This window comes from Microlunatus sp. Gsoil 973, assembly GCF_009707365.1.
In the GTDB taxonomy this organism is placed as follows: domain Bacteria; phylum Actinomycetota; class Actinomycetes; order Propionibacteriales; family Propionibacteriaceae; genus Microlunatus.
Window position 1 is genome coordinate 3,056,884 of sequence record NZ_CP046122.1, and the last position, 17,983, is coordinate 3,074,866.

Sequence of the window (17,983 nt, forward strand, 5' to 3'; positions counted from 1 at the left end):
CGCCCGCAGGGGCAGGCCCCCGCGAAACCGCGCCACGTGTTACCAAATCGACGCCCGCAGGGGCAGGCCCCCGCGAAACCGCGCCACGTGTTACCAAATCCACCCCACGGGGCCGGGGCGCGGCGAATTCTGCCACGTGTTACCAAATCCACCCTCCAGTGGCCGGGGCGCCGCGAATTCCTGCCACGTGTTACCAAATCCACGCCCGCAGGGGCGGGCCCCCGCGAAACCGTGCCACGTGTTACCAAATCCACCCTCCAGGGTCGGGGCGCCGCGAATTTGTGCCACGTGTTGCGGAATCCACCCCCGGAGTGACCGGGCACCTCGGTGACCGGGCACCTGATGACCCCGGCAAGGGTCACCGGCCATTCGGGCGACCCGGCCATTCGGGCGACCGGGTCATTCGGGCGACCGGGCACCGGGCACGTGGGGCACCCGCCATCCCGCGGAGGCTGCGTCAGTGGCCCTCGGGTTCCTCGGCGTAGACCCGGGCGGCGTACTCCTCGAGCGCCTGCTCGCACCGGGCCAGTGCGGCGTCGGCCTCGTCCCGGCCGGGGGCCCCGAACCGGTCCCTTGCCTTCACCTTCTCCAGCCAGTTGACCAGTTTGGTGTAGTCGACCTCGTTCTCCTCGAGTTCGGCGTAGGTGAAGTGGTTCTTGGCGTACTCCTTCTCCACCTCGGCAAGGAAGCCCTCACAGCGGTCGACGATCTCCTCGTACTCGTCGGTGCGGGCTGCCTGGAAACTGCCCAATACGCTTTGCTCGCCGGACAACACGGACGATTCCAGCAGGACGCCGGTACCGTCCATGCCGACGATCTCCCGCTGGAGTTTCCGCAGTGCCCGCTCGTTGGCCGGAGTGTGCGGGAGGGCGGCGACCGAGTTCTGCAGGTAGACCGCGCCCAGGGCCTTGATCCGCCGCCACACGGTCGCCCGCAGCCTGGTCGGCTCCGACGGGATCCGATAGATCAGCACCAGCCAGGACCCGCTGCCGCCTGAGGACTCGGGCGTCGCACGGGAAGTGGCCACGGCAGGCAGCATAGGCCGCTCATCCGGGCGGGCCATGCGACCGGTCGGGTCGGTACTAGGCGGTCCAGCCCAGCCATGCCTCGCCGGCGCTCATCCCGCCGAACCATACGACCGCGGCGATGAACGGCAGCGGGATCGTCCGCAGTGGTCGGCGCCGGATGACCCACAGACAGCCGAGACCGAACAACACCACCCAGATGCCGATGAAGGTCGCGACCGCCCAGCCCGGCGCCATCAACCCGGATGCCAGGAAGAACGGAGCGAGCGCGACCATTGCCGCCAGGGCAAGCCCGCCGATCACGTACTGCACAACCCTGCGCCTGTCCGCCATGGCAACATCCTGGCAGCAGCCACGCCGATCCGCGGGCGATTCGCGAAGCGGATAGGGCCGGCACGGACGACGAGCTAACCGGTGTAGTCGGGAAGATCGATCGCCGAATGGGCGGGCTCGTCGTCGGAGGGTAAGGCGGGAAGCTGTTGCAGGATCCGGTTGCGCTGTTCCAGCGCCTCCGGAGTGCTGGGGAACATCGTCGCGTCGCCGGCGGTGACCAGATTCTGGTTGGCCTCGACGAACGGCCGGGCAAGCTTCTCGTAGCGATCGAAGGCGGTCGCGTAGTCACCGGTTGTCGCCAGCTCTCCGGCAAGCAGGTACGCGCCCACCAGGGCCGTACTCGATCCCTGTCCGGTCAGGAAGGACGGGGCGAAGGCCGCGTCGCCCACCAGCGCCAGCCGACCGGCCGACCAGCGAGGCATGCGGATCTGGGTGACCATGTCGAAGAAGAGATCCTCGGCCGACCGCATCGCCTCCACCATCCGCGGGACGAACCAGCCGTCGGACGCAAACGCCCGGCCCACCAGGTCACGTTGGGCCTGCGGATCCCGGAATGCGCCGAACGGCGGAATTGCGAGCGACAGGTTGAGGAAGCCGTGGACCAGCGGCCGGTCACCGACGGCATACAACGCAGCGGCCCGGCCGACCTCGTTCCAGATCACCGCCTCGTGGGAGAGTCCGAACTCGTTGCGCAGGGTGAACCCGGCGAAGCAATAGCCGAGGTAACGGTGCAACGGCTCCTCGGGTCCGAATCTGATCGCCCGGGTGCTGGAGTGCACTCCGTCCGCGGCGATCACCAGATCGAACCGCTGCTTCGAACCGCTGCGGAACTGCACATCAACACCGTCGGCCCTCTCGTCCAATCCGGTGATCGATTCGTTGAAGCGATATTCCACACGCTCCTTCGTCGCGTCGTACAGCACCCGGGCAAGATCACCGCGGGGCACTTCGAGATCCCGGTCTCGATCTCCGTCCACCAGACGGTGCGGCCGGAGCGTGGCGATCGGGCTCCCGTCCGGCTCAACGAAGGTGACTGCCCGAGTGTCGATGTGCGCCTTCCCCAGCTCCCCGTGGATGCCCATCCTGCGAACGACTTCCACGGCGACGCCGCGGATGTCGATGGGATATCCGCCGCCGCGCAGTTGTGCCCCGCGCTCGACGACGGTCACCTCGAAGCCGTGACGCTGCAGCCAGTAGGCCACTGCCGGCCCGGCGATACTGGCGCCGGAAACAAGGATCTTCATCGGTTCCTCCGAACCGAGCGGCGTCCCGCCGCCCCGAAATAGCTACCTTTGGTCCATATCGGAGGCCGCTCGATGGTGCGTACGCCTCGAACCACAAAGATACCTAACTTAGGTATCTAATCAAGGAGTTATATGCCGAGCAGTCCTCTCGAGGATCAGTTCGCCGATGTCATGGCCGTACTTCCGCGGATCAGTCGGCTGGGCTCGAGCCTGAATCGCGGCGAACTGGTCGAGCGCGCGTTACGGGCGTCCGGCGTCAGTCTCGATCGGCCGTCGATGACCGTGCTGATGTCGCTGCGGATGGCCGACGGCCCGCTACGCATCGGGGAGATCGCCCGGCGGATGGAGGTTGCGGGGCCGCACGTGACGCGGCTCGTCCACGAGTTGGAACGGCGCGGACTGGCGAAACGGGTCGCGGATCCCGATGACAGGCGCGCCCGTCTGGTGGAGCTGACACCGGCCGGGGCCGACGCCGCGACCGGCTACATGCACGGGATCTTCGGGTGGTTCGGTGAAGCGCTGGCCGATTGGTCGGCGGACGACCTGCGCACGCTCGGCGCGTTGCTGTCGCGGCTCATCGACGATCTCTCCGCACACGCGGCGCGAACCGACGACCGGACCGGCTAGCGACAGGGAATCCCGTCCGCGTCGCTCGGGCGGCCGACACGGCCTCAGCAGACGATCGCGGACGCGATTCCTGTCACCGGATCAGGATGATCGGCGCCGGCTGGTGCGGCGTTGCGACGGCTTGGTGACCGGCTCGCCGGCCGCGACCAGGGCCTCGCGCCGCTCGGCGGCGAAACCGGCCAGCGCGTCGGCCAGTTCCAGCGCCGAGGGTTTGGCCGCGATGACGTCGACGCGCAGACCGTGTTCCTCGCAGGTCTTGGCCGTCGCCGGACCGATGCAGGCGATGATCGTCGAAGTGTGCGGCTTGCCGGCGATGCCGACCAGGTTCCGTACCGTCGAGGAGGAGGTGAAGACAACCGCATCGAACTTGCCGGTCTTGATCGCCTCGCGAACCGGCGCCGGCGGCGGGGCCGCGCGGACCGTCCGGTACGCGGTGACATCCTCGACCTCCCAGCCGAGATCGGTCAGCGCAGCTGACAGGGTCTCGGTTGCGATGTCCGCGCGCGGCAGGAAGACCCGGTTGATCGGATCGAGAACGTCGTCGTACGGCGGCCATTCGGCAGCCAGGCCGGCGGCGGACTGCTCACCGGTCGGCACGAGGTCCGGTTCGATCCCCCAGGCCTTCAACGCGCCGGAAGTGGTCTCCCCGACCGCTGCCACCTTCAGGCCGGAGAACGCCCGCGCGTCCAAACCGTATTGCTCGAACTTCTCCCGTACGGCGCGGACGGCGTTGACCGAGGTGAACGCGACCCATTCGTAGCGACCCTCGACCAGCCCGCGAACCGCCTTGTCCATCTGCAGCGGACTGCGCGGCGGCTCGACCGAGATGGTCGGCACCTCCTCGCTGTGCGCGCCGTAGGTGCGCAGCCGCGCGGTCATCGAGGCCGCCTGGTCCTTGGTGCGGGGCACCAGCACGCGCCAGCCGAAGAGGGGCTTGGTCTCGTACCAGCTGAGCGCCTCGCGATTCTCCACTGCGGCGCCCAGGGTGAGGTGCACCAGTTCGGTGGCCTGGCACGGCACCGTCTTGAGTTCGGCGGGGATCCGGCCGAGCGTTGTGGTGATGCTGATCTGTTCGGTGCTGCCACCGTGCAGGGTGACGAGCGCCGGTTCGTCAGCCTCGCGCCCGACCGCGGTGGCCACGTCGACGAAGTCGCCGATCATGCTCACCCGGGTGCTCACCACCAGGGTTGCGACACCGGTCCATTCGGCGGCTGCGGTCTTGGCGAACCTGCCCTCGGTCGCGGACACGAAGTGCACGCCGCCGGCGTTGTTCAGGGCGACGCCGGCGTACTCCGGAACCGCTGTCAGGGAGCTGACACCGGGGACGACCTCGAAGTCCACCCCTCCGCGGACGCAGGCCGCTGCCTCGTCGGAGACGGCAGCATCGAGGAACGGGTCACCGCTGACCAGGCGCACCACGCGGGCTCCGCCGCCGGTGTGCTTGAGCACCGCCTTGGCGCGCGCCGACGGCGGCAGCGGCTTGCCTGCCTCGGACAGCCCGAGGATGGCGACCTCGGCACCATCGGCGAGCTTGATCGCCGGATGGTCGAGGATCTCGCGCTGGCTCTCGGAGTCGAGGATGACCGCGGTGGCCTCGCCCAGCGCAGCGATGGCACCCAGGGTCAGCAGGTCCGGGTCACCTGGACCTGTGCCGACGAAGATCACCCGGCCGCGTGCGGCAGGGGCAGCAGTAACGGAACTATCTCTAGGACGGGACTTGCGGGCCGACGATGTGCTCACGGGCGATTCTCGCGTTCTTCCTTCCGGATGAGATCGGAGTTGATCCCTCCCGGATGAACGAGCCCGGCTGACCGCGTCCACCTGTCGTGGGTAGCTCTCGTGGCGTGCGTGCTACGAACTACAGATGTGGCCGGATCGGCCGAGTACGCTCTTAGGTTTCTGGGTCTGCTGCTGAGTAGGAATTGTTGATCTTCAGTTTTTGATCTTCAGTTGTTGGCTCACGGGCCTATTCAGTTGTGCGCTGGTTTGCGCAACTCCTCGGGATCGATGATCGACAACACCCGCCGTGCCAGGCGCTCTCCCAGTTCTGCCGGATCGCCTTGCTGTCCGCGTCCGGAGATCTTGATCAAACCGCCGCGCCGGACCAGGTCGTCCGCCCCGGCAGGCCCTTGGTCAGGGACATCGCCGTGCGGAGGGTGTTGCGACTCGCCGTCCCCCTTCGTTCTCCCAATTACTCCGACCAGAGTCAAATCCGCGCCCGCATCGCGGACGGGCCCACCGTCGGCGATATCGGCGCCGGAGGTGATCTCCGCGCGCGCTCCCACCGGTGCAGTGCAGCCGGCCTCGAGAACGGCCAGGAAGCGCCGTTCGGCCAGGACTTCTGCCCTGGTGGCAGCGCTGTCGAGCCTAGTCAAAACGGAGCGGATATCCGAATCGAGTTTCCGGGCCGCCTCGACGGCAAGCGCTCCCTGTCCGGGCGCCGGCAACAACTCCTCGTACGACAGCAGCCGGGCCGGCAGCCCGGAAACGGTCAACTCCGCAGTCCGGCCCTCGATCCGGCCGTCGATCCGGCCCTCGATCCGGCCGAGCCGGCGGAGCCCGGCGGCGGCCAGCACGGTGGCGTCGTACCGGCCCTCGCGCACCCGACGGAGCCGGGTGTCGACGTTGCCCCGGATCGGCTCGATCCGGACCTCGACCTCCCGCTCGTCGGCCAACTGCTGCAGTTGGGCGGCCCGCCGCGGAGCGCCGGTCCCGATCACCAGCGGCCGGCCGGCGGGAGGATCGTCGAGCCAGCGACCGACGATCACCTCGTGGGTGTCCTCGCGATCGGGGTAGGCGACGATCTCCAGTTCGGTGACCGGCGCGGTCGGCAGGTCTTTCAGTGAATGCACGCCGATGTCGGCCGTACCGTCCAGCAGCGCGTCGCGGACGGCGCCGGTGAAGACCCCGGTTCCACCGATCTGGGTGAGTTCGCGCCGGTCGACATCACCCTGGGTGCTGATCGGGACGAATTCCGATTCCACGCCGTACGACGCCAGCGAGGCGGCGATCAGGTCCGCCTGGGCGCGGGCCAGGGGCGAATTGCGCGCGCCGATCCGTACCCGGGACCCCACGGTCACTCCGATCCCGTGATCAGCTCGGTGGAGGCGGCGGCGTCGGCCACCTCGGCCGCCTGGGTGGCGGCATCGGGCGACATCACCGCGGCGACCGTCTGCGGATCAAGGGCGAACAGCTCCCGGAGGGCGGCGGCGTAGTCCACCTGGCCCTGGTTGGCGGCGAACTCCTGCACCCGGACCGTCGGCTGGTGCAGCAACTTGTCGACCACGCGGCGTACGGTCTTGGCGATCTCGGCGCGTTGCCGGTCGTCAAGATCGGGCAGTCGCCCGTCGAGTCGCCTCAGCTCGGACTCCGTGACCTCGGCAGCCATCGACCGCAGGGCGACCACGGTCGGCGTGACCTGCGAGGCCCGGCGCCGCGCCAGGAAATCATGCACCTCGAGGCGGACCAGCTCCCGCGCGGCGTCCACCTCCGCGGTCGACACACTGTCGTCGCCGGCTCGCAACAGTCGATCCAGATTGATCAGCGGGACGACCTCGGCGATCGCCGGCTCCGCGTCGGCCGGCAGCGCGAGATCGATCACTGCGCGCAGCGGCGTGTCGGCGATCAGCCCGCTGGTCAGCACCAGGTCGCGGGCACCGGTGCAGCTGATCACCAGGTCGGAGCCGGCGAGCACTGCCGGCAGGTCCGCCAGTGGCCTGGCGTGGCCGCCGATCGCGTCGGCCAGCCGGACCGCCCGGTCGAACGTCCGGTTCACCGCGGTCACGTCGGCTCCTTCGGCCGCAACGGTGCGGGCTGCCAGCGACGCCATCGATCCGGCGCCGACGACGGCCACCCGCACCCCGTCGAGGGATCCGGCCAGGGACTGGTACTGGCGCAGGGCCGCCGTGACCATCGACCGTCCCGCCGACCCGATCGCGGTCTCGGTCTGCACCCGCTTCCCAACTCGGATGCCCTGCTGGAACAGGGAGTTGAGCACCGTGCCGACAGTGCCGACCTGCTGCGACCCGGACAGTGCGGCACGGACCTGGCCGAGGATCTGGTTCTCCCCGATGACCATCGAGTCCAGCCCGCCCGAGACGTTGAAGGTGTGGGCGACGGCACCCTCGTCGAAATAGACCGAGCAGATGCCCCGGAGCACGGTGGTGGCGACACCGGTCGCCTCGGCCAGTTGCTCGGTGATCTCGTCCAGGCCGGCGTGGAAGCGTCCGACCTCGGCATAGACCTCGGTGCGGTTGCAGGTGGACAACACCACGGCCTCGTCGATGTGTTCGCTGCGGGTCAGCGACTCGGCGAGCTTGGCCGATGCATCGGCGTCCATCGCCAGTCTCCCGAGCACCTCGAACGATGTCGTCTTGTGGGAAACACTGACCACCAGGATGCTCACGACGCAGTTGCCTTCTCGATGCTGCTCTTCTTGATGTTGACGCCGGTCGTGGCGACAACCGTCTCGCCGGTCTGTTCACCGGCCTGTTGTTCGTGGTAGGCCAGGATCTGCAACTCCTGGCCGAGATCAACCTTGCGCAGGTTGACGTCCGGCGGCACCGTCAACGCTGTCGGTGCAAAGTTCAGGATGCTCCTCACTCCGCAGGCGATCAGCCGATCGGTCACATCCTGGGCAGCCGAGGCAGGGGTGGCGAGCACGGCGATCCGCGGCGCGGTCCGGCGGACGACCTTCTCCAGATCGGCAAGATCGGAGATCGGTACGCCGACGACCTCACGACCGATCAGCGCCGGGTTCGGGTCGAGCAGGGCGACGATCCGGAAACCGCGAGATCCGAAGCCGGAGTAGTTGGCCAGTGCGGTGCCCAGGTTTCCCAGGCCGACGATGATCACCGGCCACTCCTGGGCCGAGCCGATCTCCCGGCCGATCTGAAAGCGCAGGTATTCGACGTCATAGCCGACACCGCGCGTCCCGTAGGTGCCCAGATAGGAGAGGTCCTTGCGAAGCTGGGCGGAGTTCACACCCGCGGCATCGGCCAGTTCGCCGCTGCTGATCGTGGTCACACCCTCGTCGGCCATCGCGTTCAGCGTGCGCAGATAGACCGGCAGCCGTGCGATGGTCGCGTCGGGGATGCCCTTCTCAGAGGCCGGCCGCTCGGAACGCATCTGCTCGCCCTGCTGGCCGATTCCCCCGCCGTGTGGCCGGGGCTGTGAGGGCGTCACGTGCCTTGTGCCTCCGATGTGTTCCAGTGCTCCGCGAACTCACTCTAGGAGCTTGTGAACGCGATAACAAACCATCTGGTCGGCTGTTGCTCAGGCGTGAGGCACGACCTGTCCATTTCGGGTGAACTCGGCGTGGGGTTCTTGCCAAGATCAGCAAACCGGTGCTTGTCTGGGTTCGTGGCTGGGGCACAGAAGCTTCCGGACGTCGACGGTGCGGCGGGACGAGCACTGCTGGATACCGCCCGATTCTTCACGCGCTGGGAGGAGTCCGACGATCGCCGAGCGGTGTTTCGTCGGGGCGGCCGGTCCGGTGATGCGTTCTATCGGGACCGGTGGAGCCACGACAAGATCGTCCGATCCACCCACGGCGTCAACTGCACCGGATCGTGTTCCTGGAAGGTATACGTCAAGGACGGGGTGATCACCTGGGAGAGCCAGCAGACCGACTATCCGTCGGTCGGCCCGGACCGCCCGGAGTACGAGCCCCGCGGTTGTCCGAGAGGAGCGGCGTTCTCCTGGTACACCTACTCTCCGACCCGGGTCCGGTATCCCTACGCGCGGCAGGTGCTGGTCGAGGCCTATCGGAGCGCCCGTCGGCAGAACCGGGACCCGGTGGACGCTTGGGCGGCGGTGGTCGGAGATCCCGACACGCGTCGCCGCTACCAGCAGGCCCGGGGCAAGGGTGGCCTGACCCGGATCAGTTGGGACGAGGCGCTGGAGATCATCGCGGCGGCCCACGTCCATACGATCAAGACCTACGGGCCGGACCGGTGCGCAGGGTTCTCCCCGATCCCGGCCATGTCGATCGTCAGCCATTGCATCGGCACCCGCTTCATCCAGCTGATCGGCGGGGTGATGACGTCCTTCTACGACTGGTACGCCGACCTGCCGGTGGCCAGCCCGCAGGTCTTCGGCGACCAGACCGACGTCCCGGAGTCCGGTGATTGGTGGGACAGCACCTACCTGATGATGTGGGGCTCCAACGTTCCGGTCACCCGGACCCCGGACGCGCACTGGATGACCGAGGTCCGCTATCGCGGCACCAAGGTGGTCAGCGTCAGCCCCGACTACGCCGACAACACCAAGTTCGCCGACGAGTGGCTGCCTGCACAGGCCGGCAGCGACGCCGCGCTGGCGATGGCGATGGGTCACGTCGTCCTCAAGGAGTTCTTCGTCGACCGGCGGACACCCTTCTTCTCCGACTACGTCAGCCGGTTCACCGATCTGCCCTTCCTGGTGCGGCTTGACCAGCGGGGCGACGGAACGTTCGTCCCCGGAAAGTTCCTCACCGAATCCGACCTGGTGCCGGCCCGCGGCCCGGAGAGCGATTGGAAGACCGTCGTCCTGGACGACGGCACCGGCCAACCGGTCGTGCCGAACGGCTCGATCGGCTTCCGCTACGCCGACTCCGGCGAAGGACGCTGGAACCTTGATCTCGGCAACGTCACGCCCCGGCTGACCCTGGCCGACAGTGGCGCCCCGGTCGAGGTCGCACTACCCGCCTTCACCGCCGCCGACGGAACCGGGGAGGTGCTTCGCCGCGGAGTGCCGGCGCAGCGCGTCGGTGATCATCTGGTCACCACGGTCTTCGACCTGATGTTGGCCCAGTACGGCGTCGGCCGGCCCGGGCTGCCCGGCGAGTGGCCGACCGATTACACCGACGTCGATCATCCGTACACGCCGGCCTGGCAGGCCGAGATCACCAGCGTGCCTGCCGAGCAGTGCATCAGGGTGGCCCGGGAGTTCGCCCGCAACGCCATCGACTCCGGTGGCCGGTCCATGATCATCATGGGCGGTGGGATCTGCCAATGGTTCCACGGCGACGCCACCTATCGGGCGGTCCTCGCGCTGTTGATGTTGACGGGTTGCCAGGGCCGCAACGGTGGCGGCTGGGCGCACTACGTCGGACAGGAGAAGTGCCGCCCGCTGACCGGCTGGCTGTCCCTGGCCAACGGGCTCGACTGGTCCCGGCCACCGCGCACCGTGCCGGGAACGTCGTACTGGTACATGCATACCGGGCAATGGCGCAACGACGGCTACAGCGCCGATGCCCTGCTCTCCCCGCTCGGATCCGGCCGGATGGCCGGCCGGCACACCGCTGACCTGATCGCGCAATCGGCCCGGCTGGGCTGGATGCCGTTCTATCCGCAGTTCTCCGCCAATCCGCTTGATGTCGCCGACCGGGCCGAACAGGCGGTCGCCGACGGGCAGGCGCCGGACACTGCAAGCTTTGTGGCCGCGGAGTTGCGGGCGGGCCGGCTGGAGCCGGCGATCGCCGACATCGACGCGGAACAGAACTGGCCTCGCACCCTGGTGGTGTGGCGATCCAACCTGATCGGATCGTCAGCCAAGGGCAACGAGTACTTCATCAACAACCTGCTCGGCACCCGGTCCAATCTTCCGGAACCGCCTGATCAGCAGGCCGGGCCGCACCCGGCCGAGGTCCGCTGGCGGGATGACGCACCGCAGGGCAAGTTGGACCTGTTGGTGTCCGCGGACTTCCGGATGACGTCGACCACGTTGCACAGCGATGTCGTGCTGCCGGCCGCCACCTGGTACGAGAAGCACGACCTGTCGTCCACCGACATGCATCCCTTCGTCCATGCCTTCAACCCGGCGATCGAACCGCCGTGGCAGGCCCGCACCGACTTCCGGCTGTTCACCGATCTGGCCCGCAAACTGTCCGAGCTGGCCGCCGGTCACCTGGACACGCGCAAGGACCTGGTGTCGGTGCCGATGCAACACGACACCGCGGGCGAGACCTCCCAGCCGCGCGGCGTCGTCCGGGACTGGTTGACCGACGATCAGGTGGAGGCGGTCCCCGGCCGGACTATGCCGATCTTCACCGTGGTGGAACGGGACTACACCGCCATCGCCGACAAACTCGCCGCGGTCGGACCGCTGGCGGACCAACTGGGGTTCACCGTCAAGGGCACCACCTTCGAGTTGTCCCAGGCCTTGGACGGGCTGTCCCGCAGCAACGGTGTGATGCTCGGCGGCCGGACCGACGGCCGACCAGCCATCGACACCGACGCCAAACTGGCCGAGGCGATCCTGCGGTTCTCCGGAACGACCAACGGAGCTCTTGCGGTCCAGGGATTCCGGCAGCTGGAACGCCGGGTCGGCAAGCGGCTCGCCGATCTTGCCGAAGGCTCGGAGGAGCGTCGGATCACCTTCGCCGACACCCAGGCGGCACCCACTCCGGTGATCACCTCGCCGGAGTGGTCAGGATCGGAGACCGGTGGCCGCCGTTATGCGCCGTTCACGGTCAACATCGAACGCCTCAAGCCGTTCCACACCCTGACCGGGCGGATGCACTTCTACCTTGATCACGACTGGATGGCCGATCTTGGTGAGTCCCTGCCGCTCTACCGACCGCCGCTGGACATGCACCGACTCTTCGGCGAGCCGCGACTCGGCCGCAACGGCGCCCAAGTCACTGTGAGGTACCTGACACCGCACTCCAAGTGGTCGATCCACTCCGAATATCAGGACAACCTGTTGATGCTGTCACTGTCCCGCGGTGGTCCGACGGTCTGGATGAGCTCGGACGACGCAGCCTCGATCGGGGTCGCCGACAACGAATGGGTCGAGGTGGAGAGCGGCAACGGTGTCTTCGTCGGCCGGGCGATCGTCAGTCACCGGATCCCCGACGGAATCGTGTTCGTCTATCACGTGCAGGAACGCACCATCGACGTACCGAAGTCGGAGCGCACCGGGCGCCGCGGCGGCACGCACAACTCGGTGACCCGGCTGATGATCAAGCCCACACATCTGATCGGCGGATACGCCCAGCTGTCCTACACGTTCAACTATCTGGGACCGACCGGCAACCAGCGCGACATCGTCGCGACCGTGCGGAAGCGCAGCCAGGAGGTGACCTACCGATGAGGGTGATGGCCCAGGTCGCGATGATCATGAATCTCGACAAGTGCATCGGATGCCATACCTGTTCGGTGACCTGTAAACAGACGTGGACCAACCGGGCCGGCATGGAATACGTGTGGTTCAACAACGTCGAGACCCGACCGGGCCAGGGCTACCCACGCCGGTATGAGGATCAGGAGCGGTGGCGCGGCGGCTGGCATCTCACCAGCCGCGGGAAGCTGCGGCTGCGTACCGGCAGCCGCTTGCGCCGGCTGGCGACGATCTTCGCCAGTCCGGTCCAGCCCAACATCTCCGACTACTACGAGCCGTGGACCTACGACTACAACATGCTGACCGAGTCACCGCTCGGTGACGACGCACCGGTCGCCCGCCCGAAGTCGCTGCTCACCGGTCACGACACCAAGATCAAGTGGTCGGCGAACTGGGACGATGATCTTGGCGGCTCGCAGCAGTACGGTTCGGCCGATCCGCTGGTGCAGAAGGTCCGGGAGCGTTCGGAGGAGAAGATCCGCTTCGAGTTCGAACGGACCTTCATGTTCTATCTGCCGCGGATCTGCGAACACTGCCTCAATCCCAGCTGTATGGCGTCCTGCCCGTCCGGTGCGATCTACAAGCGCTCCGAGGACGGCATCGTACTCGTTGATCAACAACGCTGCCGCGGGTGGCGGCAGTGCATCACCGGCTGCCCGTACAAGAAGATGTACTTCAACCACAAGTCGGGAAAGGCGGAGAAGTGCACGCTCTGCTACCCGCGGGTGGAGGTCGGTCTGCCGACCGTGTGCGCGGAGACCTGCGTCGGCCGGCTGCGGTATCTGGGGATCTTCCTCTACGACGCGGATGCGGTGACCGCGGCCGCATCGGTGCCCGATGAGAAGGACCTCTACCAGGCGCAACTGGACCTGATGTTGGACCCGAACGATCCGGCGGTGATCGCCGAAGCTCGCAAGCAGGACATTCCCGACTCCTGGTTGGATGCTGCGCGACGTTCGCCGGTCTATCAGCTGGCCAAGGTCTACAAGATCGCTCTGCCGCTGCATCCGGAGTACCGCACCATGCCGATGGTCTGGTACGTGCCGCCGCTGTCGCCGGTGGTGGACCTGCTGTCGGAGCAGGGTCACGACGCCGAGGACGCCGGCGTGCTGTTCGGCGCGATCGAGTCGCTGCGTGTCCCGGTCGAATATCTGGCCGAACTCTTCACCGCCGGCGACACCAACGTGGTGCTCGGCGTACTGCATCGGTTGGCTGCGATGCGTTCCTACATGCGTGACGTGACGCTCGGGCGGCCGACGGATCCGGGGATCCCGGAGGCGGTCGGGATGACCGAACAGCAGGTGCAGGCGATGTACCGCCTGCTGGCGCTGGCCAAGTACTCCGAGCGCTATGTGATTCCGCCGGCCCACCTGGAGGAGGCACACAATCTGGAGGAGATCGGCTGCTCGCTGGAGTTCGAGGACGGGCCGGGCATGTACGGCGCCGGTCCGATGGGCGAGGCCAGCGGCCAACCGGTGCCGGTAGCCGTGGAAACCTTCCACAGCCTGCGACAACGGCAGAGTTCCGACAGCGCCACCGATGCATCCGAGCTTCGCGGCCGGGTCAATCTGCTGAACTGGGACGGCAACGGCCGGCCACCCGGTCTGTTCCCCGAGACCCCTCCCGGAGATTCCACCCTCGGTCAGATCGACGCATCCGATCAGTCCAACCAGTCCGACCAGCCGAGTCGACCCGACCACGCAGCAGGATCATGACGCTCAAACGCAGGCGTGCCGCCGTACCCGCTGCCGACCGGCTGATCAGGCAGGTGGCCTCCTTCTGTCTCTGCTACCCCGACGACCTGGTCTCGGCCCGGCTCCCGGAGCTCGTGGCGATCATGGAATCCCAGCCGACCGGTCGCGGCAGGGATGCGCTGCTGGATTTCTTGCACGCATGGACCGCGATTGATCCCGATGAGCGTCGTCGTCGCTACGTCGATCTTTTCGATCTTGATCGTGGCCACGCGCTGTATCTGTCCTACTGGACCGATGGGGACACCCGACGGCGAGGGCAGGCGTTGGCGCGGTTCAAGGCGCAGTACCGCAGCAGTGGGTTCCTGCTCGCCGATGATCAAGAACTGCCGGACTTCCTGCCGATCGTCCTGGAGTACGCCGCCGTCGTCGATCCGCAGCAGGGCAGCCAGTTGCTCCAGGACTACCGGGCGTCCCTGGAGATGTTGCGGTTCGCACTGATCGACAGTGGATCGCCGTTCGCCCTGGTGGTGGCCGCGGTGTGTACGACGTTGCCGGGAGAGTCGCCGAGAAGCCGCGCCGAGGTGCAGCAGCTTGCTCCGCCGACGCCACCGGTCGAAACCGTCGGCCTGGAAAGTGTCGGACCGGTCAGTGTCGAGCTGGAGGCGTACTCGTGAATCTGATCTTGTGGGGCATCCTCCCGTACGCGATGATCGTCGTGCTGGTCGGCGGCACCATCTGGCGATACCGCTACGACAAGTTCGGTTGGACGACCCGATCGTCCCAGCTGTACGAATCCCGTTTGCTGCGCTGGGGTTCCCCGCTCTTCCACTTCGGCATCCTTGTTGTGATCATCGGCCACCTTGCCGGGCTCGTGATTCCCGAGTCGTGGACCGCGGCGGTTGGCGTCACCGAACACGACTACCACCTGGTGGCTCTCAGCCTGGGCGCGCTCGCCGGTTTCTGCACCTTGATTGGAATCGGCATCCTGATCTTCCGGCGGCGGACCACCGGGCCGGTCTTCATGGCGACAACCAAGAACGACAAGACGATGTACGTGGTCCTCGTCGCGGCGCTGGTCTTCGGACTGCTGACCACGCTGCTCTACGCCGGCGTCGGCGGCGGGCAGACGCACAACTATCGGGAGAGCGTCTCGCCCTGGTTCCGGTCACTGTTCATTCTGCAGCCCAAGATCGATTCGATGGCCGCCTCACCGCTGTCGTTCCGGGTCCACACCTTGATCGGAATGGCCCTCTTCGTGATCTTCCCGTTCACCCGATTGGTGCATGCCTTCACCGTGCCCGTGCACTATCTCTTCAGGCCGTACATCGTCTATCGGAGCAGGGACGTCGGTCCGTCGGGCAGCCGCGCTCCCCGACCGGGCTGGGCTCCGGTGGGGACCCGGGACCGGGATCGCTGAGGGGATCCGATGGCCGAAGTCAGCGCGACCGAGACCACGACGATCGCTCCCCGCGGACAGGCCCGCAACCTGGCGATGGCCACCGCCGCCTTCGCCATCAGCTTCTGGGGTTGGAATGAGATCGGGCCGCTCGGAGCCCGGTATACCGACGAGCTCGGGTTGAGCAGCACCCAGAAATCCCTGTTGGTCGCCATACCGGTGCTGGTGGGGTCGTTGGGGCGCATCGTCTCCGGTGCGCTGACCGACCGGTACGGCGGCCGGCTGATGTTCACCGTCCTGTTGGTGATCTCGGCACCCTTTGCGTTCCTGGTCGGGATCGCCGGTGCTGAGCACTCCTACCTGTGGTTGTTGATCATCGGGTTCTTCCTGGGCATTGCCGGCACCACGTTTGCCGTCGGTGTCCCGTTCGTCAACGCCTGGTTCCCGCCGGAACGACGCGGGTCGGCGCTTGGCATCTTCGGCGCCGGGATGGGTGGCACGGCGTTGTCGGCCTTCTTCACGCCGCGGTTCGTGGGCTGGTTCGGATATCTGCCGACACATGTGATCATCGCCGTGGCATTGCTGGTGGGTGCCGCGTTGTGCTGGCTGCTGATGCGGAATGCGCCGGGGTGGCAGCCCAGCCGCCAACCGGTGGTGCCCAAGATCGCCGGTGCGCTGCGGCTCGGCGTCACCTGGCGGATGTCCTTCCTGTACGCGATCGCGTTCGGCGGCTTCGTCGCCTTCTCCACCTATCTGCCGACCTACATCCACGACATCTACGACTTCAGCCTCACCAAGGCGGGGACGCGGACGGCCGTGTTCGCGATCGTCGCAGTCATCGCCAGACCGATCGGTGGCGCACTGGCCGACCGGATCGGGCCGCGACGGGTGGTGGCGATATCACTGACCGGCACCGCCGTCATGGCGGTCATCGTCGCGCTGCAACCGCCACCCGACCTCGCCTCCGGTTCGACCTTCGTCGCGTTGGCGTTCTTCCTGGGTCTTGGTACCGGCGGTGTCTTCGCCTGGGTCGCACTGCAGGCGCCGCCGGACCGGGTTGGCAGCATCACCGGCGTCGTGGGTGCGATGGGCGGCATCGGTGGCTTCTTCCCGCCGTTGGTGATGGGAGCGACCTACCATCTGGTGTTCCCTGACTACGGCCTCGGTCTTGCCCTGCTGACCCTGCTCGCCGTAGGCGGTCTGGCCTTCACCCTGCTCACCAAGAGCCAACCCCGCGCCACCTGACCCGCCCCGGGCCGCACTCGGTGCGCGCCGCCCAGCGTCACCCTCGTCGCTCGGGTCGCCCTCGTCGCAAGGTCAAACGTTGAGGTCGCAAGGTCGAAGTTTGAGCGTACGCATCAGATCCCCGCCGAAAACCAGCCACAGGATCAAACGTTGAGGTTCGGAATCGGGTGGCTCTCGGACGCACGAACCCGAACCCCGCACCCCGAACCCGATGTCGGAAGATCAAACTTTGAGGTCGCAAGATCGAAGTTTGAGCCTACGCACCAAATCCCCGCCGAAAACCAGCCACAGGATCAAACGTTGAGGTTCGGAATCGGGTGGCGGCTGCCGGGGGGGAAGAACCGAACCGTGGCGGCCGTTCCAGGCGCTCCCGCACCGCCGCGGGCCACCCGGTCCCATGTCGCAAGATCAAAGTTTGAGCGTACGCACCAAATCGGGCGCAGATTGAGCCGCAGGATCAACCTTTGACCTTCGGTTCGGCGCCGGCGGGTGGTTCGGCGCCGGCGGGTGGTTCGGCGCCGGCGGGTGGTTCGGCGCCGGCGGGTGGTTCGGCGCCGGCGGGTGGTTCGGCGCCGGCGGGTGGTTCGGCGCCGGCGGCCGGCTCGGCGCCACGCGGCCGGCTCGGCGCCCCGGGGTATCCGGACATCCGCCCTCGGCGACGATCACTCGGTGTGGAAGACCTCCTCGGCAGGTGCCCACCACTGGTCATCCGAGGTCGTCTCCAGCGACTCCTGCATCGGGTCGGTGATCTTCCACCAATCCTGGGTGGTCGGATCGTCGGCCATCCGCTTCATATCGGCAGCCAGGTCCTCGCCGTGGTATTCGAAGTACGCGAAAAGCAGATTCTCCGGTTCGCGCAGAAAGATCGAATAGTTCTTGATTCCCGACTCGGCGATCTGGGCGAGTACGCCCGGCCAGACGTCGGCGTGGATCCGCTTGTATTCCTCGATCGCCTCCGGCTTGAGCCGGATGATCTGGGCAACACGCTGCATGCATTCTCCTGTGAGGGCGGGGCGATGGGTTACGAGCGAGCGGTCAATGCGGCGCGGAGACGATCCCGGTCGACCCGCCAGAAATCATGCTGGCGGCCGTCGACAAAGGTGACCGGGACCTGATCGTTGTAACGCCGGGCCAGTTCCGGATCGGAGTCAACGTCGATCTCCCGATAGCGATCTCCGGTCGTCGCGCACACCGCGGCGATCACCGCGACCGCATCGGCACACAGATGGCAACCGACGCGCGTCATCACCACGACCCGCGCATCGTCGGAGCCGTTGCCGGTGCGCACTTCGCTCATGGTCAGAGTCTGGCACGGGC

At 67.2% G+C, this 17,983-nt stretch carries 16 protein-coding genes; 6 read left to right on the plus strand and 10 right to left on the minus strand.

The window, feature by feature from the left end; translation table 11 throughout:
• Nucleotides 1-457: 457 nt before the first annotated feature.
• The 3 genes from GJV80_RS14390 to GJV80_RS14400 form a co-directional block, all read right to left on the minus strand.
• Complete coding sequence (locus GJV80_RS14390; RefSeq protein WP_230207702.1) at nucleotides 458-1,027, minus strand: Chromate resistance protein ChrB; 570 nt, start codon at nucleotides 1,025-1,027, stop codon at nucleotides 458-460.
• A 55-nt stretch (nucleotides 1,028-1,082) separates the two neighbouring features.
• Nucleotides 1,083-1,358, minus strand: coding sequence for a hypothetical protein (locus GJV80_RS14395; protein WP_154688489.1), 276 nt, complete (start codon nucleotides 1,356-1,358; stop codon nucleotides 1,083-1,085).
• Nucleotides 1,359-1,432: 74 nt separating this feature from the next.
• The gene (locus GJV80_RS14400; protein WP_154688490.1) at nucleotides 1,433-2,602 is read right to left on the minus strand and encodes an FAD-dependent monooxygenase; all 1,170 of its coding nucleotides are present in this window, start codon (nucleotides 2,600-2,602) and stop codon (nucleotides 1,433-1,435) included.
• Between the two features lie 132 nt (nucleotides 2,603-2,734).
• Between GJV80_RS14400 and GJV80_RS14405 the strand changes: the two genes are divergently transcribed.
• A complete protein-coding gene (locus GJV80_RS14405; RefSeq protein ID WP_154688491.1) occupies nucleotides 2,735-3,229 on the plus strand; it encodes a MarR family winged helix-turn-helix transcriptional regulator in 495 nt (164 codons plus the stop codon).
• Between the two features lie 81 nt (nucleotides 3,230-3,310).
• On the opposite strand, the gene GJV80_RS14410 is transcribed toward GJV80_RS14405, so the two are convergent.
• The 4 genes from GJV80_RS14410 to GJV80_RS14425 form a co-directional block, all read right to left on the minus strand.
• The gene (locus GJV80_RS14410) at nucleotides 3,311-4,969 is read right to left on the minus strand and encodes a uroporphyrinogen-III synthase (RefSeq protein WP_154688492.1); all 1,659 of its coding nucleotides are present in this window, start codon (nucleotides 4,967-4,969) and stop codon (nucleotides 3,311-3,313) included.
• Between the two features lie 230 nt (nucleotides 4,970-5,199).
• A complete protein-coding gene (hemC, locus tag GJV80_RS14415; protein ID WP_230207703.1) occupies nucleotides 5,200-6,309 on the minus strand; it encodes a hydroxymethylbilane synthase in 1,110 nt (369 codons plus the stop codon).
• Complete coding sequence (locus GJV80_RS14420) at nucleotides 6,306-7,634, minus strand: glutamyl-tRNA reductase (protein WP_154688493.1); 1,329 nt, start codon at nucleotides 7,632-7,634, stop codon at nucleotides 6,306-6,308. Before GJV80_RS14420 ends, hemC begins: the two co-directional genes overlap by 4 nt.
• On the minus strand, nucleotides 7,631-8,356 hold the full coding sequence (locus GJV80_RS14425; protein ID WP_154690275.1) for a redox-sensing transcriptional repressor Rex: 726 nt from the start codon (nucleotides 8,354-8,356) through the stop codon (nucleotides 7,631-7,633). Before GJV80_RS14425 ends, GJV80_RS14420 begins: the two co-directional genes overlap by 4 nt.
• Nucleotides 8,357-8,590: 234 nt before the next feature.
• Between GJV80_RS14425 and GJV80_RS14430 the strand changes: the two genes are divergently transcribed.
• Genes GJV80_RS14430 through GJV80_RS14450 form a run of 5 tightly spaced genes read left to right on the plus strand, consistent with a single transcriptional unit; the run spans nucleotide 8,591 to nucleotide 16,666 of the window.
• Nucleotides 8,591-12,304 carry a nitrate reductase subunit alpha gene (locus tag GJV80_RS14430; RefSeq protein WP_154688494.1) on the plus strand — a complete coding sequence of 1,238 codons (3,714 nt, stop codon included), beginning with the start codon at nucleotides 8,591-8,593 and terminating at the stop codon, nucleotides 12,302-12,304.
• Entirely contained in the window at nucleotides 12,301-14,046 is a 1,746-nt protein-coding gene (narH, locus tag GJV80_RS14435) for a nitrate reductase subunit beta (RefSeq protein WP_154688495.1), read from the plus strand. Before GJV80_RS14430 ends, narH begins: the two co-directional genes overlap by 4 nt.
• Nucleotides 14,043-14,699 carry a nitrate reductase molybdenum cofactor assembly chaperone gene (narJ, locus tag GJV80_RS14440; protein ID WP_154688496.1) on the plus strand — a complete coding sequence of 219 codons (657 nt, stop codon included), beginning with the start codon at nucleotides 14,043-14,045 and terminating at the stop codon, nucleotides 14,697-14,699. The genes narH and narJ overlap by 4 nt, the downstream gene beginning before the upstream one ends.
• Nucleotides 14,696-15,442: a respiratory nitrate reductase subunit gamma gene (gene narI / locus GJV80_RS14445; RefSeq protein WP_154688497.1), complete on the plus strand. Its 747-nt coding sequence runs from the start codon at nucleotides 14,696-14,698 to the stop codon at nucleotides 15,440-15,442. Before narJ ends, narI begins: the two co-directional genes overlap by 4 nt.
• Before the next feature lie 9 nt (nucleotides 15,443-15,451).
• The gene (locus tag GJV80_RS14450) at nucleotides 15,452-16,666 is read left to right on the plus strand and encodes a NarK/NasA family nitrate transporter (RefSeq protein ID WP_154688498.1); all 1,215 of its coding nucleotides are present in this window, start codon (nucleotides 15,452-15,454) and stop codon (nucleotides 16,664-16,666) included.
• Nucleotides 16,667-17,123: 457 nt separating this feature from the next.
• Here the strand turns inward: GJV80_RS14450 and GJV80_RS14455 are convergent, their stop codons facing one another.
• The 3 genes from GJV80_RS14455 to GJV80_RS14465 are packed head-to-tail and all read right to left on the minus strand — an operon-like array spanning nucleotide 17,124 to nucleotide 17,963.
• Complete coding sequence (locus GJV80_RS14455) at nucleotides 17,124-17,312, minus strand: hypothetical protein (RefSeq protein WP_154688499.1); 189 nt, start codon at nucleotides 17,310-17,312, stop codon at nucleotides 17,124-17,126.
• Between the two features lie 16 nt (nucleotides 17,313-17,328).
• Entirely contained in the window at nucleotides 17,329-17,658 is a 330-nt protein-coding gene (locus GJV80_RS14460; RefSeq protein ID WP_154688500.1) for an L-rhamnose mutarotase, read from the minus strand.
• Between the two features lie 29 nt (nucleotides 17,659-17,687).
• Nucleotides 17,688-17,963: a glutaredoxin family protein gene (locus GJV80_RS14465; RefSeq protein ID WP_154688501.1), complete on the minus strand. Its 276-nt coding sequence runs from the start codon at nucleotides 17,961-17,963 to the stop codon at nucleotides 17,688-17,690.
• Nucleotides 17,964-17,983: the final 20 nt, after the last annotated feature.